Here is a 23,717-nt window from a genome sequence, read left to right as displayed (position 1 = left end):
CAAAGGCCCGAAACACGGTCGCCAGTTCGATCAGTACGGGCGACTGACTCCACCGGCTTTGTTGCACAAATCGGGTTGAGGTCGGACCTCCCCTGACCCCGGACCGATTTAGCCTACAGCCTGTGTCTTGGGGATACCTAGTGCAGTGAAGCCGTTTAGGATGGCAGCGCGGATTTGGATCTCAGCGACCTGGCGATCAAAGTCGCGGGCCATGAGCGATTGACCCAGCAGTTTCAGACAATGCATCTTTGTTTCGACGCGGCTTCGGCGGTGGTATCCAGTGACTTGCCGCCACATTGCGCGACCCAGGTACTTTGAGTATCGGACCGCTCCGTTGCGCGCTCTGGCTCCGGACGTGTCGGGCTTCCACAGCTTGGCGTTCTTACGCAGTGGAATGACAGCATGGGCGTTACGTTCTGCAATTGCATCGTGGCATTTGCGGGTGTCGTAAGCACCGTCCCCGGTGACACTGCCAATCTCTTCGTCCGGGGGGATCTGATCGAGCAGGTCAGGTAGCATGGGTGCGTCACCGATGCCGCTACTGGTGACCTCGACGGCACGTATCTCTAGTGTTTCTTCATCGATACCAATGTGAATTTTGCGCCAGAGGCGGCGTTTAGGGCCGCCATGCTTGTGGGCATTCCACTCACCTTCGCCTTCAGCTTTAATGCCGGTACTATCAATGAGCAGATGTAATGGCCCCGGTGAGCCCTGATAGGGAATGATGACCGACAACGTTCTCTGCCGCCGACGCAAGGTACTGAAGTCTGGCACCGTCCAGTCCAACCCGGCCAATTCCAGGAGGCTTTCGACAAACCCCGTCGTCTGCCTTAGGGGCAAACCGAACAGCATTTTAATCGTCAGACAGGCTTGGATCGCCGCATCACTATACGCCTGTTGACGGCCCCGTCGGCCAGATGGCATCGCATCCCAAGCCATAGCAGCGTCAAACCAGATCGACAGCGAACCCCGCTGCTTCAGGGCTCGATTGTAATCTGACCAGTTCATGGTCTTGTAAGTCGTCGGTGTCCAGCTACTCATGATGGTCTGCTAACACGCTCGATTCACAACATGAATCCTAGCAAACCGATTTGTGCAACAAAGCCCGTTATGGTCGCGAAGCTGATGAAGACATGACTGAACTTGAGAAGTGGAGGGCGAAGAAAAGTGCTTCCTAAAAGTGTACATCGCGTCCGGCGTAAGCTGGTCTCTGGGAAAAGTCGTTTTCACTTTTATGCATGGCGTGGACGAGGTGCGCCAAAGTTCTGGATTGACGATAAGCACACTCCCACGGACCCGGAATTTTTTCTTGCCCATGCTGAATGTGTCAAGAGGCCTACGCCCCATGCGCTGATGATACCAGAATTAGTAGATAAGTTTTTGGATAGTGCTGCGATGCCTCCGCGCCCTAGATCAAGAGCTGACGTGAGAAAGTGGGCGCTTCGGTTCGCCAAAAAATTTCATGATGCGCCGGCGGCAATCTTTGAGGAACGCGGTTCTCGAAGCGAGATGAATGAATGGCGTGCAGAATGGAAACATTCCCCGAAACAACATGATGCTGCGGGTACTCATGCCGTCCGTGTCCTCAACTGGGCTATGAAGGAGGGGAAGCTGGCGATACATCCTTGCCACGATCTATCCCGGCTCTTCCATGTTGACCGCTCGGAAATTGTATGGCCGCCTGCGGATCGTGAGACATTCAATGCCAACGCGCCTGACTGGGTGCGTCGTATCTTGTGTGTGGCCTGCGAAACTGGGTTACGCCCAGCAGACCTCATCAAACTGACGCGCGGGCATTTGCAGAACACCCCGAAAGGGCGGCGTTTACGAGTTCTTACGAACAAACGAAAATGGCTCGCGCACATCCCAATCACACCCGAGTTGGCTGAGGTGACCGATTCTACACCAGCCGACCGCATGGTAATTTTGGTAGGAGGTAACGGAAAACCAATGAAAGAGCCTCGCAACGCGTCGAGTGCGATCACTCGCTATCGTCGTAAGTCGGGATTGTCCGATGAACTCCGGTTGCAGGATTGTCGGGGAACAGCGGCAACAATGCTACTTAATTCCAATCTAGGCCTATCTGAAATCGCAAATCATATGGGGTGGTCGGTAAAATACGCGGCGCAAGTTATCGAACACTACGCGCGCGTTTCCCCGGATCAAACCGATGCTGTTCTGGTGAAGCTGGCACAAGCAAAAGGGGGCGGACAGTGAGCAAAACTGTAAACGCCCCTGTAAACCGCGCAGTACGCGCAATCTATGAGGTGAGCCAAGTGATTGATTTTAAATGGAGGCGAGTACCGGAATCGAACCGGTGTACGCGGATTTGCAATCCGCTGCATAACCACTCTACCAACTCGCCGCCGGGCAGTGTTTGGACCAGATAGCTCAAATGATTTACCCCTGCAAGGCCTCGTATCAGCAATTTGACGCAAGCGGGCGTTGCCGCGCCTGTCGGGATGTGGCACATCTTGGTTTGATAGATTCTGAACGAACGAGTTTAGTGAATGACAGATTTCGCAAGTCGCCGCACCGTGATGGTGGACACTCAGGTCCGCCCGTCAGATGTGACCAAATTTCCAATCATCGAAGCCATGCTGAGCGTGCCGCGTGAGGACTTTGTGCCCACAGCCAAACGCGAGGCAGCCTACATGGGTGAAAACCTGCCCTTGGGCGGCGCGCGCGTGCTATTGGAGCCGCGCACATTGGCCAAAATGCTCGATGCGGTGGATATTTCCAACGACGAACTGGTCTTGGATGTCGGCTGTGGTTTTGGCTACTCGTCCGCCGTTATCGCGCATATGGCTGAGGCCGTTGTGTGCGTCGAAGACGACGAGAGCATGGCGGGCGAAGCACAAGACGTGCTGAGCGGTGCAGGCATCGACAACGTCATCATTCACCAAGGTCCGTTGAACGAAGGTGCCCCGCAACACGGGCCCTACGACGTTTTGATGATCCAAGGTGGTGTGGCCCAGGTACCTGACGCATTGCTTGCACAACTCAAAGACGGTGGCCGCGCGGCGTGCATCTTTATGGACGGTGCGCTGGGCGAAGTACGTATCGGCTATAAAATGGACGGCAAAGTCACGTGGCGAATGGCCTTTAACGCCGGTGCACCTGTTCTGGCGGGCTTTGAAAAACACGGCGCGTTCCAATTGTGAACGCATCGCCAATCGCACGAGATGCGGCTGGCGGCACAATGATACAAAATCGCACCTTGGGGGCACGGCAATGAAAGCAATGTTCATTCATACTGTAAAAGGCGGCGCGCTTGCTCTGGCCTTGGGGTTCAGTGCAGTGCAATCGCAGGCGGATACGCTGGCTGACGCTTTGGTCGGATCGTATAATCACAGTGGCCTGTTGGATCAAAACCGCGCATTGCTGCGCGCCGCAGACGAAGGTGTCGCAATTGCTGCATCCGCTCTGTTGCCGATCATCCAGTGGTCCGCAGGGGCGCAACGGGATTTCGGGCGCCAGCTTGGCGCAACGTCCAGTTCGACGGTTGACGTCGGAACGTCGAATATTGCCCTGACCGCCAGCCTGCTGCTTTACGATTCCGGATCGTCAGCGGCCACAATTGAATCAAGCAAAGAGACAGTTCTTGCGACCCGCCAGACGCTTGTTGCGATTGAACAACAAGTGCTGCTGCGCGCGATCGAGGCGTTCATGGGGGTGCGCCAAGCCTCTGAATTTGTTGCGTTGCGTCAAAACAACCTGCGTCTGCTGACCCAAGAGTTGCGAGCCGCAAACGACCGGTTTGAAGTGGGCGAAGTCACGCGAACAGACGTCGCACTGGCCCAAGCCCGTTTGGCGCAAGCGCGCAGTGGTTTGGCCGATGCACAAGCGGATCTGTTGCGTGCCAAGGCGGAATACACCAACGTGGTCGGGCATAAGCCTGGCCGGTTGTCATCGCCGCCAAAGGTTCCAAACGTCGAGACCAACGTGGCATCGGCACAAGCGCAAGCGGTGCGCCGCCACCCGCAGATGATCAGTGTGCAACACAGCGTTTCTGCGGCAGAGCTGCTGATTTTGGCCGCTGAGGCGGACATGAAACCAAGCATAACCCTAAGCGGGCGCTTGCGGGCAAACAACAGCACCGGTGCGTCCAACGGCGTAACCAACGGGTTTGTTGCGGTCGAAGTGGGCGGTCCTTTGTACGCCGGGGGCAGCCTGTCTGCGGCGATGCGTCAGGCCATGGCGTCACGCGATGCCGAGCGCGGAAACCTGCACGTTGTGCGGCACGATATCCAGCAAAACGTGGCGAGTGCGATTGCCTCGCTAGGTGCAGCACGTGCGCGCTTGCAAGCCAGCGAACGTCAAATCCGTGCTGCGCGTGTCGCATTTCGCGGTGTGCGCGAAGAGGCCACTCTTGGTGCGCGCACGACATTGGATGTTCTGGATGCCGAACAAGAGCTGCTCGACGCCGAAGCCGCGCGTATTTCGGCCGAGGTCGATGAATACGTCGCTGCCTACACCGTTCTATCAACGATGGGTTTGTTAACCGCGACAAGCCTGCGCTTGAACGTTCAGCAATACGACCCCACCGCCTATTACAATCTGGTCAAAGACGCGCCGGCTGTACGAAGCAAACAGGGGCAAAAGCTGGATAAAGTTCTGCGCGCGCTGCAAAAAGACTAAAGCGCGGGCAGCATTTTGGCTGGTTTTGATCTGTGTCGAAACGGTCTTGCAGAATAATCGCCACAATTTTCACGACCCATTGTTCGAATCTGTTGCCCCCTGTAAGAAGGAGGCGAGGCTATAGTGGTAAAATAATATGTCAGATCCCGTTTCCAATGCAGAAGTGGAAGACGTCCTTTCGTCTATCCGCCGTTTGGTTTCCGAAGAAAAACGCAGCCCTGCTGCCGTTGAAAAACCTGATGCCAGCGATCGTTTGGTCCTGACGCCAGCGCTGCGCGTCGCCGAGCATATTAAACCGGCCCCGCAAAAAGCCCATGTTGAACACGCGCCTGAGGTTGAACCTGATCACGCAGAAAACCCTGCATCCGTTGAAGATGAAACCCTCGAAACGGCCCAGTTTCATGAGGTTACGGACGCTGATGATGACAATGACACATCAGATGAAGCACACGCAGTTGACGCGCTTGATGCCTCTGAAAGTGACGTTGAACATGATGATGCCCAATCCGAAGATGTGGCAGAACACGTCCAAGAGGATTTAGGCGAGCAAGACACCCCGGATGTTCTGGTGCTTGTTCCGGATTATGTCGAAACCGCACCCGATATGCCCGACGAACTGATGTCAGAAAACACGCCCGAGGCCGAAAACATCGACGAATTCGTGGCCCAAGAAACATTCGAAGACATTCCAGTTGCCGAACCCGTCGATGCGATGCAAGAAATTTCCAGCGCCGCAACGCTCAGCGCCAAGATCGCAGCGCTTGAGACCGTGATTGGGCGCACCGATGATCAATGGGAACCGGACGACACCGGCGACAGCGACTATTCCGGCACCGAAGCGCCTTCAATGACGTGGGAAGACACGAGTACCGTTGAAGACCCGGCAGATGCTGCAATTGACAGCGACGTGTTCGCATCACCAGAAGACTTTCTGGACGAAGACGCTTTGCGCGATCTTGTCAGCGACATTGTGCGCGAAGAACTGCAAGGCGCATTGGGCGAACGGATCACACGCAACGTGCGCAAACTTGTGCGCCGCGAAATCCATCGCGCGTTGGCCGCCCAAGAACTGGAATAACCCCGCACGACATCAATGGACTTTGCGTGCTACGCAAGACAGGGTTGGCCTGTACGAACAGCACGGACGCGTTTTTTCCAGATGAACACCCCAGCACATTTATTAATCGGTGCAGCCGTTTTTGGCCGGCCTGCAACCTCGCGCATTTTGTTGGCCGCTTTTGCGGGGGCGATGCTGCCTGATCTGTCGCTGTATGTGATGGCCGGGGTGTCGCTGATTCTTCTGGATATTCCGCCGCAGATTGTCTTCGGAGAACTGTATTTTTCACGCGCCTGGCAAACGGTCTTTGCCATCGACAACTCTGTGTTCGTGTGGGGCGCGCTGCTTGCCTTCGCGCTCTGGCGACGCAGTACTTGGGCCATTGCTTTGTGCGGGGCCGCGTTGCTGCATTTGGCGTTGGATTTTCCGCTGCACCACGACGACGGGCGTGCGCATTTCTGGCCGGCGACGTCTTGGATATTCGAAAGCCCGCTAAGCTATTGGGACCGTAACCACGGCGCGGGCTGGCTTGCCCCGATCGAAGCGGCGCTTGCGTGCGTCGGCACATGGGTGCTGTGGCGGCGTGGATTGCCCGTCTGGGCACTGGTGCTGTGCGCGGTTCTACTGTTTGCAGAGCTTTGGATCGTGCGCCAATGGCTGTTCTTTTTCATAGACAGCTAGAAAAAATCACGTGGTCCAAAAGAAAAACGCGCCCGAGCAGAGGGCGCGTTTTCTGTGGCAGTCTTAAACTGTGTGTCTTACGCTGCTTCAGCCTGCTGAGCGGCGTTGCGACGTTCGCTTTCTTCGCGTGACAGGGCGACGGACGTACGTACACCTTTGCCTACAAAGTCCATAAGACCAGTTACAACCCGCTCGTTTGGGTCGATACCCGCGCAGCTAAGCACTTCGCGACCATCGCGCGAGCGTGCCCAACGGGCGATTTGTTCTGGACCATTGCCGTATTTCTTGTCGTCGGCGATGGCGTCGTCCAATGCAGCCAGTACAACAGCTGCAAATAGTTTACGTGCACGATTACCTTGTTCGTTGTTAAAGGCAGTGCCGTCAACGAAGTCTTTCATTCGTCGTCCTTTCAATTATTCTTGCTCTTGTCTTTTCGGCGTGAAGCTTCTTATGACGTATTCTAACCGATTCGGATACCCTGTTTTTGCATGACACCTATGCATTTGATGCATATCTTACGTAGTTTTCCTACCGTATCGTTGTCTTGCCCAAGGCCGCTTACCCAGATATAGGGATCGTCAATCTTTCATCAACCTTTTGCCATGGTTTTGTCACAATGCCCAAAATTAACGGAAACGAAATTCGCCCCGGAAACGTACTGGAGCACAACGACGGTCTTTGGGCCGCTGTAAAAGTGGACCACGTAAAGCCAGGTAAAGGCGGCGCTTTTGCTCAGGTCGAGATGAAGAATCTGCGCAACGGATCGAAATTGAACGAACGATTCCGCAGTGCTGACAAAGTCGAGCGGGTGCGTCTGGAACAAAAAGACCAACAGTTTTTGTTCGAAGATGACGGTTTGCTAACCGTGATGGACATGGAAACCTACGAACAGGTGCAATTGCCGGCAGAGCTGCTGGGCGAACGCCGCCCGTTCTTGCAAGATGGCATGACCATCGTTGTGGAGTTCCACGAAGAAGAAGCACTGAACGCGCGTCTGCCGCAGAAAGTGATCTGCAAAATTGTCGAAACCGAGCCTGTTGTAAAAGGCCAAACCGCGGCCAATTCGTTCAAGCCTGCAGTGTTGGACAATGGCGTCAAAGTTATGGTGCCACCGTTTGTGGGCGTCGACGAAGACATCGTCGTAAACACCGAAACCATGGAATATTCCGAGCGCGCCTAAATCGCTTTGACATCTGCTGTGACGATATCTGGCCTGTCCGTTTGGATGGGCCACTTTTGTGTCTAGCTTTGCGGTTTAAACCCTAGCCCGGAAAATGGCAGGCCACGCCGTTTGTCATCTGCGGGCGGTCATCACGGCACAGGCTGCGCGCCTTGGGGCACCGCTCTGCGAATGCACAGCCTTTGGGCGGATTGATCGGGCTGGGCGGGTCACCAGAGATATTGAGCGCCCGCGTGTAGCCTTGGGATTTGCGTCGTTTCAGTGATGGGGCCGCAGACAACAGCGCTTGGGTATAGGGGTGTTGCGGGGCCTCGAACAACTGCTCTACCGGGGCCTGTTCCACGATCTTGCCCAGATACATCACTGCCACATCATCGCAGACATGGCGCACGACACCCAGATCATGGCTGATGAACAAATAGCTGAGGCCCAGATCGGTTTTCAGCTTTGCCAGTAGGTTCAGGATTTGCGCTTGGATCGCGACATCCAACGCGGAAACCGGTTCGTCACAAACCAGCAGTTTTGGATTGGTTGTTAATGCTCGGGCAATCGAAATGCGCTGCCGCTGACCGCCAGAAAATTGATGGGGAAACAGGCTCAGCTGATCTTCGCGCAGACCAACCAGCGCGAACAATTCACGCACGCGGGCCATACGTTCATCCGGTGTTCCAATGTCCATCAGGTCTAGCGGTTCGCGCACAATGTCACCAACGCGGGCACGCGGGTTGAGCGACGAATAAGGGTCTTGGAAAATCAGCTGAATGTCGCGGCGGCGCTGGCGCATTGTTTCGTCATCCAGCTGCAACAGGTCGTCACCCTCGAACAGCATCTTGCCGGCAGAGGATTGCGTCAGCCTGATCGTGGCCATCGCAGCGGTGGTTTTGCCCGATCCGCTTTCGCCGACGATACCCAGCGCGCGACCCTTTTGCAGGGTGAACGACACGGCGCGCACAGCCTCAAGATGCGGGCGCGGCGCGAATAGCGACGGGCGCGGCATAGCAAAGCGTACAGTCAGGTTCTGAACGTCGAGCAGAGTGGTCATAAGCGCGCCTCCTCGACCCCGTGACAGGCCGCCGGGTGGTGGCCGTGGTTGATCAATTTCGGCTTTTCGCGCAGGCACCGCGCTTGGGCGTGATCGCAGCGCTGCGCAAAGGCGCACCCCGCGCCCAGCCTGTGCAAAGGCGGCACGACGCCGGGAATTTCCTTGAGACCCGTTTCGGATTTACCAAGCGCCGGAATACAATCGATCAAGCCGCGCGCATAGGGGTGCTGCGGGGTGTCGAGCACCTGATCCGCAGTCGCGGTTTCAATGACCCGGCCTGCGTACATCACCGACACGCGGTCGGCCATTTCGGCAATTGCGCCCATGTCGTGAGTGATCAACAAAATGGCCGCCCCAAAATCGCGTTGGATTTCGTTCAATAAATCAAAGATTTGCGCCTGTACGGTGACGTCCAATGCGGTTGTCGGTTCATCTGCGATCAGCAATTTGGGGCGGCACGACACGGCCATGGCGATCATCACACGCTGGCGCATGCCGCCGGACAACTGGTGCGGATAATCACGCGCACGTTTGTCGGGTTCAGGAATGCCGACGCGGTCCAGCAAGGCAATTGCATCCTTGAACGCGCGGTCGCGGCTGGTGTTCTGGTGCAGGGTTATCGCCTCGGCGATCTGGTCCCCGACGGTGAAAACGGGGTTCAACGACGTCATCGGTTCTTGGAAAATCATCGCGGCCTCAGCGCCGCGCATTTGGCGCAAACGGGCAGGGGTGGCCCCCACGAATTCTTCGCCCGCCAGCTTGATTGATCCGGTTTTTATCCGGCCAGGCGGTTGCGGGATCAGGCCCATGACGGACAGCGCCGTGATCGATTTACCGCACCCCGATTCACCGACAATGCCCAGCGTTTCGCCTTCGTTCACGTGCAGCGATACGGAATCCAGCGCGGTGACTTCGCCGTGGCGCGTCGCAAAGGTGACGGCCAGATCGTTGATTTCTAATAGCGGGCTCATCGTTGTCTCAGCTTTGGGTTAAAGGCGTCGTTCAGGCCGTCACCGACCAAGGATACGGCAAAAACTGTCAAGAAAATCGCGAGGCCGGGGAAGGTGACAGGCCACCATGCCTCCAGGATGAATTCGCGGTTGGCCCCGATCATCAGGCCCCACGACATGACGTTGGGATCGCCAAGACCGAGAAAGCTAAGGCCGGCCTCAAACAGGATCGCAACGCCAATCGTGAGGGTCGCCGACACGATCAAAGGCGGGGCTGCGTTGGGTAGGATGACCTTCCAGATGATGCGTTTGTTGCGCGCACCAATGGCACGTGCGGCCGTGACGTATTCCAGTTCCTTGATCTTGAGGAATTCAGCCCGCGTCAGCCGTGCGGTCTGCGGCCAACTGACGACGCCGATGGCAAATGCGATGGTCCACAACGACGGTGAAAACAGCGTGACAAGGACCATAGCGAACAACAACGCGGGTAAGACTTGGAAGAATTCAGTGAACCGCATCAATAGGTTATCGACCCAACCACCGTAGTAACCCGCAAGCGCGCCCAGTGAGATGCCGATAAACATGGTGAGGGCCGCAGCAGCGGCGCCCACCGCCAGCGTCGGTCCACCACCCGTAAGCAAGCCTGCGATAATATCGCGCCCCAGATAGTCGGTCCCAAGCGGAAACTCTGGCGTCGCACCGGGCATCTCATGGGGGGCCCAGACGATGTCAAACGGATCGCCGTTGTAAATCAGGGCACCGTACAAAGTTGCCAGAAAAATCACGATCAGCAGGACCAACCCGAACACCGCAGGGATGTTGCGCCGGAACATGCGCCACGCCTCAAGACCGGGGCTTTCGGGTTTGAATTCGGGTGTGTCGTTCATGATTTGCCCCTAAGGCGCGGATCGGCCCAACGATAACTGATGTCGGTGATGATATTGGCGACGACCACCATGGCGGAGGCGAAAAACAGCACGCCTAAAATGGTCGGATAATCGCGGCGCAAGATGCTGTCGAACGCGAGGCGCCCCATGCCGGGCCAGTTGAACACGGTTTCGACCAGCAGCGCGCCAGAGATCAGGTTTCCGAACTGCAAACCGGCCACTGTCAGGATCGGCAGGGCGGCATTGCGCAAGGCGTGTTTGAACAAAACCGACGCTTCGGACGCGCCTTTTGCCCGCGCCGTGCGGATGTAATCAGAGCCGAGAACCTCGAGCATCGAGGCGCGCGACAGGCGGGCGTATTGGGCAAGATAAATGATCGCCAGAGTGAACGCCGGCAGCACCAGATGGTGGGCAATGTCGAGGGTTTTGACCACGAAACCAGCGTCGCGCAGCTTGACCGATTGCATACCCTCAACAGGGAAAATCGGGATGACGGAGGCGAACAGGATGATTAGCATAATACCGGTCCAGAACACCGGCACGGCGTAACCGATGGTCGCAAAGATCGACACGATCCCCGACAAGATGCCGTTGGGTTTGCGCGCGGCGATCACGCCCATAAACACGCCGATTGAAATGGATAGGATCTGCGCAGTGATGACCAGCAAAATGGTGGGCCAGATGCGCAGGCCAATCAGTTTCGAAACCGGTTGATTAAAGAAGAAACTCTCGCCCAGATTGCCCGTTGCGATGCCAGACACATAGATCCAGAGTTGGGTAAAGATCGGTTTGTTAAGCCCGTATTCCTCGCGGATGCTTTCCAGCATTTCCTCGGTCGCACCGCCCATTTCACCAGCAATGACAACGGCAGGATCACCGGGCGCAAGACGGATCAGGAAAAAGTTCAGGATCACGACGCCCAGCATCAACAGCAGCCCGTATCCGATGCGTCGCAGAAGGTAGGAGATGGTCATTTTTGGTCCTTGATGCGGGTCCAGGATCACAGCAGTGGCGCAAATCGATCACGCCACCGCAGGTGTTTTTAAGTCGCGATTATTCGCCCCATTCCACCATGTCCATCGGGTGCATTGTGCCCCAGATGCCGGACGGGACATTTTGCAGTTTTTTGTCGTAGGCCGTGTGGTAGGGCAGCGCGTTGATCCAGTAGACTGGCAGATCCGTCGCAACGGTTTGCTGGAATTCCGCATAAAGCGCTGCGCGTTTGCCCTGGTCCAGTTCGACCGCGGCGGCATTCAACAGTTCGTCCACTTTGGCGTTTTTATACTGCTGGGTGTTTGACCAGATCACGCCCTTTTTGATGTTGTCGGACAGGTAGGTGCGGTGCACACCGATGACCGGATCGCCCCAGTTGAACACGACGTCCATGGACAGTTCAAAGTCGTGCCCACCAACGCGACCCGCCCATGTCGGGAAATCAGGTGCGGCGCGCACAGTGATCGCGATGCCGATCTTTTTCAGCTGCGATTTCATGTATTCCGCAACCGATTGCTGCTGCTCTTTGGGGCCCGGAATGTAGTCAATCGTCAGTTCCATGCCGTCAGCGAAGCCAGCCTCGGCCATCAGTGCGTTGGCTTTGTCCAGATCGACATCATAGGCGGGGATCGTTTCGTCAAAGAACGGAGAGCTTTCGATGATCGGCCCGCGCTGCGCGGTCGACACACCACGGTGCAGCGCTTTGGTGATGAATTCGCGATCAACCGCATAGGCAATCGCTTGGCGCACGCGCACGTCTGATAGTTTGGGTGACGCCATGTTGAAGGCCAACCAGTTCAATGGGCCAACAGCGGCATAGCCATCGGTGGTCACGCCGATGTTGTCGGCTTTTTCCATGCGCTTGATCTCTTGGCTGCCCGCCATGAACGGGTACATATCCGCCTCGCCGTTTTCCATCGCGATCAGCAATGCGGACGGGTCTTTGATGATGCGAATGATGATCTCGTCCAGCTTGGGGCGCCCGTCCATAAAGAAGGTCGGGTTCTTTTTCATCACAACCGCTTCGCCCGGGGTAAATTCTTCGAGCATAAAGGGGCCAGAGCCGACAGGTGCCGAGTTCGCTGGGTGCGATTTGGCGTCTTGGCCGTCACCGTAAATGTGCTTTGGCAACACCGGCGCGAGGGCAGGCGACAGCGCCAACAGCAACGCAGGGTGTGGTTTGGACAGGTTGATCACAACCGTGTGCGCGTCCGGCGTGTCGATGGTTTCGACGGGGTCAAACATGGATTTGAACGGGTGGTTTTCCTTGGTGGTCATGATCGAAAACGCGACGTCTTCGGATGTGACAGGCTTGCCGTCGTGGAATGTGGCGTTCTGAACCAGATTCAACGTGACGCTCATGCCGTCGTCAGCAATCGACCAGCTGGACGCCAGATAGGGCTGTGGTTCCCAGTTTTCGTCATAGCGAATGGGGGATGCAAAAATCTGCGTTGACGGGATCGCGGTGGCGATGCCCGATTGCACGGCGCCGTTCAGATGGCGCGGCACTTGGGTCGAGGCGATCACAAGCGTGCCACCCTCGGCATGCACCATCGGTGCGGCCATTGTAAAAGAGGCTGCAATCGCTGCGGCACCCATCAGGCGTGTCATAACTGTCATGTTTAAACTCCCGTTAAATTTTTATTAATACAAAGGCTAGCGAGGCTCTTAAGTACAGAAAACAGTGTTTTGTGTTGGGTAAAGCGGCAAAATATGCGCTTACTGGTCAACTTCTGACGTGGGTTCCAACAGCAAGTGAGAAAATTTCTGTTTCGCTGCAAGGACTTCGCAAATTTTGATGACAGCATCGACGATCGTGGATTGTTGCAGCACGGCCGAATAGGCAAGACCAAAGGTCTGCGTCTTGACTGCCCCATTTATGGGCAGTGCGGCGTATCCTGCATGCTTGTCGCGGTCATTCGGGCCGCAAATGTTCAGAATCGAATAGCCAAACTGCCCCGCCACCATACCGCGCAGAACCGCTGAAGACTGGGTCGTGTGCGCCACGTTTGGCACAAGCCCCTGAATTTGAAACATCTCTTCGAAATAGGATTTGGCGGCAGGCAGATCCAAGGCAACCATCGGTTCATCCTTAAGATCCTGCAAAGAAACCGAGGTCTGCTGCGAAAGCGGTGAATTGTGCGGGATCAATGCCCAAGGACGCGCATGAAACAGCGGCAAAAACGGCATCTCGGACGGAGTTTCAGCCTGATAGGTTAACGCCACATCGACGGTGTTTGAGCGTAACCAATCTGCGATCTGATGCATGTTCCCTTCTTTCAAATCGATGCGAATATCGGGATAAGTCGCGGCAATCTGCTTCATCAAAGGGGGCAAAACAAACGGGGCGGTCGGTTCGTAACACCCCAAACGCAACGTGCCCGTGGGGTCACCGGTCAACGACAACAAATCGCTTTCAAACAGCCGGGCCTGTTCCAGAAATGCGCTGACCCGCTTGCCCACATCTTGACCGGCTTGGGTCGCGATAATGCCTTTTGCAGGGATGCGCCGAAACAGTTCCTGGCCGATCGATTGCTCGATCAAATCAAGGGCCGCGGTGACAGAGCTTTGCGAGATGTTCATTTCTTCGGACGCACGCGCAATTGACCCCAGCCGCAAAGCCGCATCAAAATAGCGCAATTGTTTGAGAGTGAATTTCATATGCTTACAACATTAAACAAGGTGAGTAGCGACAGTAAATCTATTTTTCCGAGGATCGTTCCTGCGATACCTATTTGGACAAACACAAGGAGCGCACCATGAGCCAGATCACTGTTTTTGAAGCGAAAAAGATTGTCACGATGGATCCGAATCGCAGTGCGGCAACACATGTTGCGGTCCGTGAGGGCAAAATTCTGGCTGTCGGTGGCGCTGATTGTGGTGATCAATGGGGGGATGTGATCCATGACAAATCGCTGTCCCATGCGATTCTAACGCCCGGCTTTGTCGAAGGGCATGCACACATGATGGCCGGCGCGATGTGGCGCTACGCCTATGCGGGCTATCACGACCGGATTGATCCAAAAGGCAAGCTTTGGACCGGCATGCGCGACATCGATGCGGTGGTTGACGGGCTGACCGAATTCGAGGGCACCCTTGCCAAGGACGAACCCTTGGTCGGTTGGGGCTTCGATCCGATCTTTTTGTCGTCAGAACGGCTGGGCGCCAAGCATTTGGATCAGATCAGCACGGATCGCCCCGTCGCGATCATGTTCTCGAACTTCCATCTGATGTGCGTGAATTCCAAAGCCCTCGAAATGGCCGGATATGACGAGGGCACAAACGCCGAAGGGGTCGTAAAGGGGCCGGATGGCAAACCAACGGGTGAGCTGCAGGAAATGGCTTCGATGTTCCCGATCATGCGCCGTTTAGGGATTGATTTCAGAGGGTTGTCGCAAACTCCTGAAGCGATAGATGACTACGGCGAGGTCGCGCAACGGGCAGGGGTCACAACGATCACTGATCTGTTTTCTTCGATCGAGGATGACGATCTGGCGATCATGCTCAAAATCACCTCCAAGTCCGATTTCCCGCTGCGTATTGTTCCGGTTTTAGGCGCAATGGGCACCCCGTCCGAAGTAGCAGATCGTGCTGAAACCCTCGCAAAATCATCGTCGGATAAATTGCGCCTAGGTGCGGTCAAGCTGATGACAGACGGGTCGATCCAAGGCTGGACTGCGCGTGTGAAATGGCCCCACTACGTTGGCGGTCATCCGAACGGGATTTGGAACACGCCGCCCGAACAGATCTTTGCGCTCTGTGCCGAAATGCAGAAACGCGGCATCCAGATGCACATCCACGTGAATGGCGACGAGGCGGCAGAAGCCTCGATTGACGCGATCGAAGCTGCGTTGCGTCTGCACCCCGGGCAGGGCCATCGCCACGTTCTGCAACACTGTCAGATGATGGGGCGTGATCTGTACGAGCGCGCGTTTGAACTGGGGTGTTGCGCCAATATTTTCTCTAATCATATCTGGTACTTCGGTGATCAGCATGCGGCGTTGACCATCGGTCAAGATCGGGCAGAACGAATGAACGCTGCGCGCACAGCACTTGATACCGGTGTGAATATCGCGCTGCATTCTGATGCCCCGGTGACGCCATTGGGCCCGTTATTTACCGCGTGGTGTGCGGTCAATCGTCAAACGATGACGGGCAAAACCTTGGGGGCTGCGCAGTGTATTTCGGTGGACGAGGCGTTGTATGCGATCACGATGGGCGCGGCGTATACGCTGAAACTGGACAGCGAAATTGGCAGCATCGAGGCAGGGAAGACCGCAGATTTTGCAGTTCTCGGGGAAGATCCAACAGCGGTCGATCCCATTACGCTGAAAGACGTTCCTGTCTTAGGCACCGTGTCTGGCGGAGTGGTACATCTGCTGTGAACAGGCTGCCGCTAACGGTCATCGGGGGGTACCTCGGGGCTGGAAAAACCACACTTATCAATCGGTTGCTGGCCGAAGGTCATGGGCAGCGCGTTCTAGTGATGGTCAATGATTTTGGCGCGATCAACATTGATGCGGCGTTGTTGACCTCGTCGTCTGAGGACACGCTAGAGCTGTCTAACGGCTGTGTGTGTTGCACGATGGGGGCCGATTTGTTCATGGCCGTTGGCGACGTTTTAGACCGCCCCAAGCGGCCCGATCATTTGGTGATTGAGGCGTCAGGCATCGCTGATCCGGCCCGCATCGCGCAGGTGGCGCTGGCCGAACCGGACCTAAGTTATGGTGGCGTGATCAGCGTCGTTGATGCGCTGAATTTCGATGGCTTGTCGCGCGATGTCCAGATCGGAGCGCAAGTGCGCGGGCAGGTTGACGTGGCCGATTTGATCCTTGTTTCCAAATCTCAAAACGGCGCTTTGCCGACGGCCCTCGGGCTGCCAAAAGCCCCGGTTTTGGATCTGGCTTTGATCGATGACGTGGCCCCGTTGATCTTGGGTACTGCCCTTGGCCAAGCCCCGAAACCCACCGCCGGAATACACCCCGCATACGTCGCGTGGAGCGGGACTGGTGAGCCGTCAACGCGCGCCGCATTGCAATCAAAATTAGACAATCGACCCAAGGGGTTGATGCGGTTCAAAGGGTTCGTTCAAGGGATCGGCGGCAGTGATTTCGAAGTGCATTGCGTCGGCCCTAGTGTCAGTATCAAATCTGCCCGCGACGTCCAAAAGACGCAAGTTGTCGGGATTGGTCCGAAAGGGCGCATCGACGCAAAAACGCTAGAGGCATGGTGGCACAACGATTAGTTTATTTGTCGTGCCAAACCACCTGCGCATTGCCTGCCTGCATTGGCCCGCGGGCCCGATCATAACGCAAATAGGCCAAGGCCAGATCTCCTGATCTGCTGAGCAACGTGCCGGCTGGTTTGCCATCGACCTCGATCGGGGTACCGGTTTCGGCGGCACCAGTTACCTGAACCTGGGCCAAGCCTTTGCGCAACTCGGTCTTGTGCTTCATCCGCGCCGTGACTTCTTGGCCGACATAGCATCCTTTGCGGAAATCGACGCCGTTCAGACGCTCGAATCCGACTTCTAGAATGAACGTGTCCGAGGTCAGCTCAATCCCTGACGTTGGGATGACATGGGCGACTTCGATTGCTGTCCAGTCAACGTCATCCGTCGCTGGTGTCGCTCGGTAAGCGCGCCAGCCCAACGCATCATGGCGTGGGTCCAAAAATCCGTCAACGGGAACATCGGCAAGGCCGCGATGCACATGCAAATCGGCCTCGTCAATCTGCACATCAGCCCGCAATTTATACATGTTCAGGCGCGCAATCAGCGCATCGGTCTGGGCGCTGTCTGTATCCAACAGCACATCGGCACCATCCGCACTGACGAAAAAGTCGGCGATATATTTGCCTTGTGGGGTCAGCAGAGCAGCATAGACCAGCCCCGCATTGATTTTGTCGATGTCATTGCTGATCATCCCTTGCAGGAATGTGCGCGTGTCAGAACCGCTTAGGCGTAGAATGCGACGAGATGTCATTGGGGCTTCCTCTTGATCGCTTAGGTGACATATAGCAGCCTGACCGCGATGAAAAAGGGGCTGTGGCGATGCGTGCACCAATATCTGTGATTGTGCCGACATTGAATGCGCAAACGGCGTTGGGGGCGTGCTTGCAAAGTTTGATGGAAGGGCTGGAGGCCGGCCTGATCCGCGAGCTGATTATTTGCGACGGCGGTTCGACTGACGCAACAACCGAGATTGCCAAGGACTGGGGCGCTGAAATTGTGATCGCCGCGCCGTCCCGTGGCGGGCAGTTGCGGGCAGGCTGTGCGATTGCAAAAGGCGATTGGCTGCTGGTGATCCACGCGGATACGGTTCTGCGCGCAGGTTGGGTTGGGCCGGTGGCGCAACACTTGCAATCCACCAAGGCCGGCTGGTTCACTCTGGCCTTTGACGCACGCGGCATTGCGCCAAAATTGGTCGCGGGATGGGCCAATCTGCGCAGCCGTTTGGGCCTGCCGTATGGTGATCAGGGGATGCTGGTGTCGCGCGTTCTGTATGACCAGATTGGTGGTTACAATGACATCGCCTTGATGGAAGACGTCGCTCTTGCGCGCGCGCTAAAGGGGCAGTTGACGCATATTGATGCGGTCGCAATCACCAGTGCCGAGAAATACCAGACCCAAGGGTGGCTGCGCCGTGGCACAGGCAATTTATGGACGCTTTGCCAGTATTTAACGGGACGGGATGTGCAGAAACTGGCGCAAAACTATCGGCGTCGCTAGTCGCAATTCAGGCGGACATCGACGTATTTTCCGCGAAAAATCCGTGAAACTTTGAACGATTTGTAATGCTCGCCTGCAAAGTTTGTGCCGTGATCGCCTTTGACCTCAAAGCTGTCATCGACTGAACGGGCATAAAGCAAAAGCGTTGCATTATCGCGGTGTTGCAACCGTTTGCCCTCGTGAAACGGAAAATTTCGCTCGCCCGGTTGCATGGTAAACCACCCGGCTTTTTCCCAAACATCACGGGTCGGGGAATGGGTCACAATGATTTTCATCGCTTCACGGCACCGGTTTTCCAAAATCACAGTGCGGGTGTGATTGTCAGGCCAATCCAGCGCCATCGCAGGCGCGCTGAGGCAAACGCAAATAATGATCGCTAGAATCGATCGCATTTCAGGACCCTTTCTAAGAATCATTGCAGTTCAGCCTGACTTCGAAAGTGTTTTCTTTAAACGTGCCCTCCACCGCACGGGCCATCACAAAACGGTAGTCCACGATTTTGATCAGGTTGTAATCTTCGGGTTTCGGGTCGGTGTGAAAATGGCCGCGCCCCGAAATGGTTTCGGCGTACATGTACAGCTTTTTAAGGCCAGCTTGGTGTTCGATTTTTTTGCCGCCGCTGGCCAAAAGGGTGCCGCTGTTGGGTTTTAGATCCCACCAATGATCGGCGCGCCAGTCGTGTCCGGGCGACAAATATCGAACCGCCAGGCGCATTTCGGCAGGGCATTCACTGTAGACATGCACCCAATAGCCGGTCCCGTCATGTGAACCGGCCAAGGCCCCGCTGCCGGTCAGTGCACAGGCAAAAAGAGACAAAAGCGACGTTCTGATCGTCATTATACGGCCCGCTAGAAAGTTGATGTCTCTAGAAAACCCGAGGATGCGATTTTGTGCAAGTGCCTTGGTGTGTGATCGCTAAAGCTTCAACTTAGCCTAGAACCTTGCGCTTCAGGCGGGACAAAAGGTTAGGGCGGGTGCTGGGGGCTGCATCCAGCCGTTGGTTAATTTCGTGTGATTGCGACACGTCTATAACCGCTTTGCCGTCCTTGAATTGCAGACGATAGAGGTCTGCGTAGATGCCGCCGCGTTCCAACAGGTCCTCGTGCGTGCCTTCGTCCATGACGCGGCCACGGTCCATCACAATGATTTTGTCAGCCCCGCGAATGGTCGACAAACGGTGCGCAATGACGATGGTCGTCCGGCCATTAGACAGCTTGTCCAGCGCTTGTTGAACCACGTGTTCTGATTGCGCATCAAGGGCAGATGTTGCTTCGTCCAGCAACAACACGGGCGTGTCGCGCAACAAGGCGCGCGCGATCACAACGCGCTGGCGTTGACCACCTGACAGGGCCGATCCGCGCGGCCCAACTTTGGTATCCAGACCATCGGTCAGGTTGGGCAAAAAGTCCGCGACATGCGCAGCCTCCAGCACGATTTTCAGGCGCTCGTCGCTGACATCGGTGCGCCCAAGCAGGATGTTTTCGCGCAGGGTTTCATCAAACAGCAGCGCTTCTTGGGTGACCACGGAAAACAGTCCACGCAAGTCCTCAAGCGCCATGTCACGCGTGCCGACACCGCCGATTTTGACAACACCGGCCTGAGGATCAACAAGGCGGGTCAACAGGTTGAAAATAGTTGATTTTCCGGCACCAGACGCCCCGATCAAAGCGGTGGTTTTACCGGCCTCGGCAACCAAACTCAGGTCATGCAAAACGGTGGTTTCCCCGTAGGCGAGCGTCACGTTGCTTAGCTTGATTTCGGCGACGCCTTTTGGCGCAGGGACAGGGGACGCGGCAGAATCCAGCGTGATCGGCGCGTCCAGCAATTCCTTGATCCGCTCAAGCGAGGCCGCAGCCACTTGCCACAACCCGCTGATTGCCCCCAATCGGCGCAGCGGATCAAAGGCAAACCCCATGGCCGTAAAGAAAGTCATGAACTGGCCGATAGTCTTTTCACCGGAGATGATTTCGGACCCGCCGTACAGGATAACGGCCAAAAACCCGAGGCCGGAAATGATGTCGATCATCGCAGGAATCGCCGAACCACCAAAGGCTGCGCGCACTTCGGTGCGGACAAACTGGCGGGTCAGAGTGCGGTATTGGCGGGACTGATATTGCTCAAGCGCGTTCAGTTTGATCTGCACAATGCCGTGAAACACTTCGTCCAGCCGCGTCGACAGGGTGGCACCCAAATCGCGCGCTGTGCGGGCTTGGCGACGCACGTAGCGCTGCGCCATCGCCGCAGGCAGCACCAACAGCGGAATGCCGACAAACGCCAGCAAAGCCCAGATCGGATCAACGCTGATCGCGACCCCGAGCAGAACAAACAAACCGATCACATCACGCCCGGCACCCGTGACAATCGCGCGCCACACATCGCCCACAGCATTCACATCCGATTGCACACGCTGGATCAGGAAACCAGGGGGGTGGGACAGGTGAAAGGCACCGTCCTGCTTCATCATCCGGTCCAACAGATCAATGCGCAAAGCCGCGGATGAACGTTGTGCGATATTGGTCAGCAGCACCTTTTGCACCACAGACGAAAACGCCCGAACAATGAAAATACCCATCAGGACCAACCCGACCCACAGCAGCATGTCACCCCGACCTTCGACAAACACATTGTCGAACATCGGCTGCATCATGTAGCTTACCGCGCCAAGCATTGACCCTTCGATCACCATGAAAACCATAGCGACCAAAAGAACCGGCACGTGTTTGCGCAGGTAGTTTGTCCACAACCACGTCAACAAATGAAGGGACTTGTAGCTTTCGGGTTCTACAATTGCGGGGGAATTTTGTGTTGTCACGCGTCGGGCCTACGCCGTTGGGAACATTGATCCTACGATGTAATACCGCATAGCACGAGGGGCAAGCGTTTGTGCAATTGACGTGGTGGTTTAAGGGGATAAGTTGCCGATAAGATTTCACAAGGGTACCGCATATGACAAAGTCTTCTATTGCCGCGACAGGACGTGGGTATCTGGCAATTCCGGGCCCCTCTGTGATGCCGGATGCGGTGTTGCAAGCGATGCATCGCCCCTCACCAAACATCTACGCAGGCGAGCTGATCGATATGATGCCGGACCTGACCCGCGATCTGCGCCGTGTTGCGCGCACGGATCATCAGGTTGCGATCTACATCGGCAACGGGCACGCCGCCTGGGAGGCCGCATTGTCCAACACGTTGGCCCCGGGCGACAAGGTGCTGGTGCCTGCCACGGGCCACTTTGGCATGGGCTGGGCTGACATGGCAGCAGGCCTTGGGGTTGATCCGCAAGTGCTGGATTTCGGCAAGCAAAGCCCGATGGATATGGTTCGTGTCGCGGATGCATTGAAGGCCGATAAATTTCATGAAATCAAGGCGGTACTGGCAGTTCACGTGGACACATCCAGCTCTGTGCGTAATGACATTGCAGCATTGCGCGGTGTATTGGATGCAGCGGGTCATCCGGCTTTGTTGATGGCGGATTGCATTGCGTCACTGGGGTGTGACGCGTTCGAAATGGACGCGTGGGGCGTCGATGTGATGGTCACTGCCTGCCAAAAAGGGCTGATGGTGCCAGCCGGCGTGTCCTTTGTGTTTTTTAATGATCGCGCTGCGGCTGTACGTGCCAAAATGCCTCGCGTCAGCCGCTATTGGGATTGGGTGCCGCGCGCAAATCCCGACGGTTTCTGGCAGTATTTTGGCGGCACAGCCCCGACGCATCATCTGTACGGATTGCGCGCCGCACTCGATATGTTGATGGCCGAAGGGATGGAGGCCGTCTGGGCCCGTCACGACCTCTTGGCCCGCGCGATTTGGGCGGCCTGTGATGCGTGGTCAAAAGATGGCGCATTGTCGCTAAATGTCGCGGATGCCGGTGATCGCAGCCGCGCTGTGACGTCACTGTATCTGGAAAACGGCGGCGGCACGGCATTGCGTGATTGGTTGGAAACGCATCTGGGCCTGACACTCGGGATCGGGCTGGGGATGGGCGACGACGGCGCACGCACGTCAGATGGCTATTTCCGCCTGGGGCACATGGGGCACGTGAACGGTCACATGATCATGGGGCTTTTGGGGGGGATGGAAACCGGCATGCGCGCCTTGGATATTCCCCACGGGCCCGGCGCACTTGAGGCAGCCGCCGACGTGATTTCAAAGGGTTAGCCGTAGCGCGCCGCCTCGCGTGCGCGGCGCATGTCCAGCCACAACATCCATTGGTTGACCACCCAGCCAAGGGCGGCGACCGCGATCAACCCCCACATCGCCCACACGACCAGAAAGACCCAACTCAAATTCACGCCAAACATCACGATGCAGGCTGATGTAAAATTCGGGGCTGATCCAGTGGGACGATTGATCAAGGGGTTCTCCTGGCTGTTGAACCACCTTAATCGGCAAAACGATTCTGTCAGCCTTCTTTTGCATCCCTAAGGGCCAAGGGCAGCGCCTGTGCGATGGCCGCCAGGTTGTCGGGCGTGCCGCAACTGATGCGAATGCAGCGGTTTTGTGGTGCCACAAACGGCATGCGCACAAAGAACCCGCGCGCGATCAACGCGTCCAGAACCCGCTTGGCAAACGCACCGTCTGCGCCGCAATCAATGCTGACAAAGTTTGTGGCCGACGGGACGGCTGTTAACCCGTTGTCAGCTGCAATTTTGTAGATCGTTTCGCGGGCATTTGCGATTTTTGTCAATACGTCGGCGGTATATTCCGTGTCTTGCAACCCGGCCAAGGCCCCGGCTTGGGCGGATCTGTTCATGCCAAAGTGATTGCGCACTTTGTTGAATGCGGCGATCAAATCAGGGTGGCCGATGCCGTAGCCGACCCGTGCGCCAGCCATTCCGTAACCCTTTGAAAAGGTGCGCATTCGAATGACCCGAGGATCACTTGGATCAATCTGTGGCGACGTGCCGTTGGGGGCACATTCGACGTAGGCTTCGTCCAGAATTAGCAAGCTGCCAGAGGGTAGATCGTCTAGTGCGGCCTTCAAAACCGCGCCGTCGTGCCATGTGCCCATCGGGTTGTCAGGGTTGGCAAGGTAGACCAACTTGGCATCAACCTCAGCGGCCTTGGCAAACAGCGATGCAGGGTCTTCGTGATCCGCGACATACGGCACCGCATGGAGCATCCCGCCAAAGCCTGCGACGTGATAATTGAACGTCGGATAGGCGCCTGCCGATGTGACCACCGCATCCCCCTGATCGACGAACAATCGAACAAGATAGCCAAGCAATCCATCGATGCCTTCGCCCACAACGATGTTTTCGGGGGTGCAGCCGTGATGCGCTGCCAATGCATGTCTCAGATCGTGATTTTCCGGATCGCCGTATTTCCACTGCGCGGAGTGCGCCATTGCTGCAATCGCTTTGGGTGAGGGGCCAAAGACGTTTTCGTTGGCACCCAATCTGGCTTCAAACGGCCCACCGCGGGCGCGTTCCTGCGTTTCTGGCCCCACAAACGGGACGGTGGAGGGAAGCGAAGCGGCAAGCGGTGTGAGGCGAAAATCTGTCATATGAATTTGGTAACGGGGGCTGTGACGGGGGGCAAGGTTTGAAGTTCTCCGCT

At 56.4% G+C, this 23,717-nt stretch carries 24 protein-coding genes and 1 tRNA gene; 10 read left to right on the top strand and 15 right to left on the bottom strand.

Features of this window, described 5'->3' with window-relative positions:
* Positions 1-108: 108 nt before the first annotated feature.
* Entirely contained in the window at positions 109-1,041 is a 933-nt protein-coding gene (locus tag ACFIO0_RS10520) for an IS5 family transposase (RefSeq protein ID WP_390910353.1), read from the bottom strand.
* A gap of 312 nt (positions 1,042-1,353) precedes the next feature.
* Between ACFIO0_RS10520 and ACFIO0_RS10515 the strand changes: the two genes are divergently transcribed.
* Positions 1,354-2,217: a tyrosine-type recombinase/integrase gene (locus tag ACFIO0_RS10515; RefSeq protein ID WP_390910352.1), complete on the top strand. Its 864-nt coding sequence runs from the start codon at positions 1,354-1,356 to the stop codon at positions 2,215-2,217.
* 74 nt (positions 2,218-2,291) lie between these two features.
* Here the strand turns inward: ACFIO0_RS10515 and ACFIO0_RS10510 are convergent.
* Positions 2,292-2,365 (bottom strand) — tRNA-Cys (locus tag ACFIO0_RS10510).
* A gap of 145 nt (positions 2,366-2,510) precedes the next feature.
* Between ACFIO0_RS10510 and ACFIO0_RS10505 the strand changes: the two genes are divergently transcribed.
* The 4 genes from ACFIO0_RS10505 to ACFIO0_RS10490 all read left to right on the top strand — a co-directional run bounded on the left by ACFIO0_RS10505 (position 2,511) and on the right by ACFIO0_RS10490 (position 6,379).
* Entirely contained in the window at positions 2,511-3,164 is a 654-nt protein-coding gene (locus ACFIO0_RS10505) for a methyltransferase domain-containing protein (RefSeq protein WP_390910351.1), read from the top strand.
* 79 nt (positions 3,165-3,243) lie between these two features.
* A complete protein-coding gene (locus ACFIO0_RS10500; RefSeq protein WP_390910350.1) occupies positions 3,244-4,641 on the top strand; it encodes a TolC family outer membrane protein in 1,398 nt (465 codons plus the stop codon).
* A gap of 136 nt (positions 4,642-4,777) precedes the next feature.
* Positions 4,778-5,719, top strand: coding sequence for a hypothetical protein (locus ACFIO0_RS10495; protein ID WP_390910349.1), 942 nt, complete (start codon positions 4,778-4,780; stop codon positions 5,717-5,719).
* Positions 5,720-5,800: 81 nt separating this feature from the next.
* The gene (locus ACFIO0_RS10490) at positions 5,801-6,379 is read left to right on the top strand and encodes a cobalamin biosynthesis protein CobQ (RefSeq protein ID WP_390910348.1); all 579 of its coding nucleotides are present in this window, start codon (positions 5,801-5,803) and stop codon (positions 6,377-6,379) included.
* A 77-nt stretch (positions 6,380-6,456) separates the two neighbouring features.
* Here ACFIO0_RS10490 and ACFIO0_RS10485 read toward each other — a convergent pair whose 3' ends face one another.
* Positions 6,457-6,777: a DUF6280 family protein gene (locus tag ACFIO0_RS10485; protein WP_008228933.1), complete on the bottom strand. Its 321-nt coding sequence runs from the start codon at positions 6,775-6,777 to the stop codon at positions 6,457-6,459.
* Between the two features lie 218 nt (positions 6,778-6,995).
* Between ACFIO0_RS10485 and efp the strand changes: the two genes are divergently transcribed.
* A complete protein-coding gene (efp, locus tag ACFIO0_RS10480) occupies positions 6,996-7,559 on the top strand; it encodes an elongation factor P (protein ID WP_390910347.1) in 564 nt (187 codons plus the stop codon).
* Between the two features lie 82 nt (positions 7,560-7,641).
* Here the strand turns inward: efp and ACFIO0_RS10475 are convergent, their stop codons facing one another.
* From ACFIO0_RS10475 to ACFIO0_RS10450, 6 genes are all read right to left on the bottom strand, one after another.
* A complete protein-coding gene (locus tag ACFIO0_RS10475) occupies positions 7,642-8,601 on the bottom strand; it encodes an oligopeptide/dipeptide ABC transporter ATP-binding protein (protein WP_390910346.1) in 960 nt (319 codons plus the stop codon).
* On the bottom strand, positions 8,598-9,572 hold the full coding sequence (locus ACFIO0_RS10470) for an oligopeptide/dipeptide ABC transporter ATP-binding protein (RefSeq protein WP_390910345.1): 975 nt from the start codon (positions 9,570-9,572) through the stop codon (positions 8,598-8,600). Before ACFIO0_RS10470 ends, ACFIO0_RS10475 begins: the two co-directional genes overlap by 4 nt.
* On the bottom strand, positions 9,569-10,438 hold the full coding sequence (locus ACFIO0_RS10465; protein WP_390910344.1) for an ABC transporter permease subunit: 870 nt from the start codon (positions 10,436-10,438) through the stop codon (positions 9,569-9,571). Before ACFIO0_RS10465 ends, ACFIO0_RS10470 begins: the two co-directional genes overlap by 4 nt.
* Entirely contained in the window at positions 10,435-11,412 is a 978-nt protein-coding gene (locus ACFIO0_RS10460) for an ABC transporter permease subunit (protein ID WP_390910343.1), read from the bottom strand. Before ACFIO0_RS10460 ends, ACFIO0_RS10465 begins: the two co-directional genes overlap by 4 nt.
* 79 nt (positions 11,413-11,491) lie before the next feature.
* Positions 11,492-13,051, bottom strand: coding sequence for an ABC transporter substrate-binding protein (locus ACFIO0_RS10455; protein ID WP_390910342.1), 1,560 nt, complete (start codon positions 13,049-13,051; stop codon positions 11,492-11,494).
* Positions 13,052-13,150: 99 nt separating this feature from the next.
* A complete protein-coding gene (locus ACFIO0_RS10450; RefSeq protein WP_390910341.1) occupies positions 13,151-14,092 on the bottom strand; it encodes a LysR substrate-binding domain-containing protein in 942 nt (313 codons plus the stop codon).
* A 98-nt stretch (positions 14,093-14,190) separates the two neighbouring features.
* Between ACFIO0_RS10450 and ACFIO0_RS10445 the strand changes: the two genes are divergently transcribed.
* Together ACFIO0_RS10445 and ACFIO0_RS10440 are read left to right on the top strand one after the other, a co-directional pair.
* Positions 14,191-15,816 (top strand): amidohydrolase family protein, encoded by a 1,626-nt coding sequence (locus ACFIO0_RS10445; RefSeq protein WP_390910340.1) that lies wholly within the window; start codon positions 14,191-14,193, stop codon positions 15,814-15,816.
* Entirely contained in the window at positions 15,813-16,676 is an 864-nt protein-coding gene (locus ACFIO0_RS10440; RefSeq protein ID WP_390910339.1) for a GTP-binding protein, read from the top strand. The genes ACFIO0_RS10445 and ACFIO0_RS10440 overlap by 4 nt, the downstream gene beginning before the upstream one ends.
* 1 nt (position 16,677) lies before the next feature.
* Here the strand turns inward: ACFIO0_RS10440 and ACFIO0_RS10435 are convergent, their stop codons facing one another.
* Entirely contained in the window at positions 16,678-17,415 is a 738-nt protein-coding gene (locus ACFIO0_RS10435) for a YgfZ/GcvT domain-containing protein (RefSeq protein WP_390910338.1), read from the bottom strand.
* 68 nt (positions 17,416-17,483) lie between these two features.
* Between ACFIO0_RS10435 and ACFIO0_RS10430 the strand changes: the two genes are divergently transcribed.
* Entirely contained in the window at positions 17,484-18,161 is a 678-nt protein-coding gene (locus tag ACFIO0_RS10430) for a TIGR04283 family arsenosugar biosynthesis glycosyltransferase (protein ID WP_390910337.1), read from the top strand.
* On the opposite strand, the gene ACFIO0_RS10425 is transcribed toward ACFIO0_RS10430, so the two are convergent.
* From ACFIO0_RS10425 to ACFIO0_RS10415, 3 genes are all read right to left on the bottom strand, one after another.
* Entirely contained in the window at positions 18,158-18,553 is a 396-nt protein-coding gene (locus tag ACFIO0_RS10425) for a hypothetical protein (protein ID WP_390910336.1), read from the bottom strand. The two genes, ACFIO0_RS10430 and ACFIO0_RS10425, sit on opposite strands and share 4 nt — an antisense overlap.
* Positions 18,554-18,566: 13 nt before the next feature.
* The gene (locus ACFIO0_RS10420) at positions 18,567-18,998 is read right to left on the bottom strand and encodes a hypothetical protein (RefSeq protein ID WP_390910335.1); all 432 of its coding nucleotides are present in this window, start codon (positions 18,996-18,998) and stop codon (positions 18,567-18,569) included.
* A gap of 91 nt (positions 18,999-19,089) precedes the next feature.
* The gene (locus ACFIO0_RS10415; protein WP_390910334.1) at positions 19,090-20,973 is read right to left on the bottom strand and encodes an ATP-binding cassette domain-containing protein; all 1,884 of its coding nucleotides are present in this window, start codon (positions 20,971-20,973) and stop codon (positions 19,090-19,092) included.
* Between the two features lie 134 nt (positions 20,974-21,107).
* Between ACFIO0_RS10415 and ACFIO0_RS10410 the strand changes: the two genes are divergently transcribed.
* The gene (locus tag ACFIO0_RS10410) at positions 21,108-22,316 is read left to right on the top strand and encodes an aminotransferase class V-fold PLP-dependent enzyme (protein WP_390910333.1); all 1,209 of its coding nucleotides are present in this window, start codon (positions 21,108-21,110) and stop codon (positions 22,314-22,316) included.
* Here ACFIO0_RS10410 and ACFIO0_RS10405 read toward each other — a convergent pair.
* Positions 22,313-22,513: a hypothetical protein gene (locus ACFIO0_RS10405; protein ID WP_390910332.1), complete on the bottom strand. Its 201-nt coding sequence runs from the start codon at positions 22,511-22,513 to the stop codon at positions 22,313-22,315. The two genes, ACFIO0_RS10410 and ACFIO0_RS10405, sit on opposite strands and share 4 nt — an antisense overlap.
* A gap of 47 nt (positions 22,514-22,560) precedes the next feature.
* Positions 22,561-23,664, bottom strand: a complete 1,104-nt coding sequence (locus tag ACFIO0_RS10400) for a pyridoxal phosphate-dependent aminotransferase (protein WP_390910331.1) — start codon at positions 23,662-23,664, stop codon at positions 22,561-22,563.
* Between the last annotated feature and the right edge of the window lie 53 nt (positions 23,665-23,717).

Origin of the sequence: Pseudosulfitobacter sp. SM2401, from assembly GCF_042932805.1 — a bacterium.
Taxonomy (GTDB): Bacteria; Pseudomonadota; Alphaproteobacteria; order Rhodobacterales; family Rhodobacteraceae; genus Ascidiaceihabitans.
The sequence above is the reverse complement of the archived record's forward strand: the minus strand, read 5'-3'. Positions and strand labels throughout refer to the sequence as shown.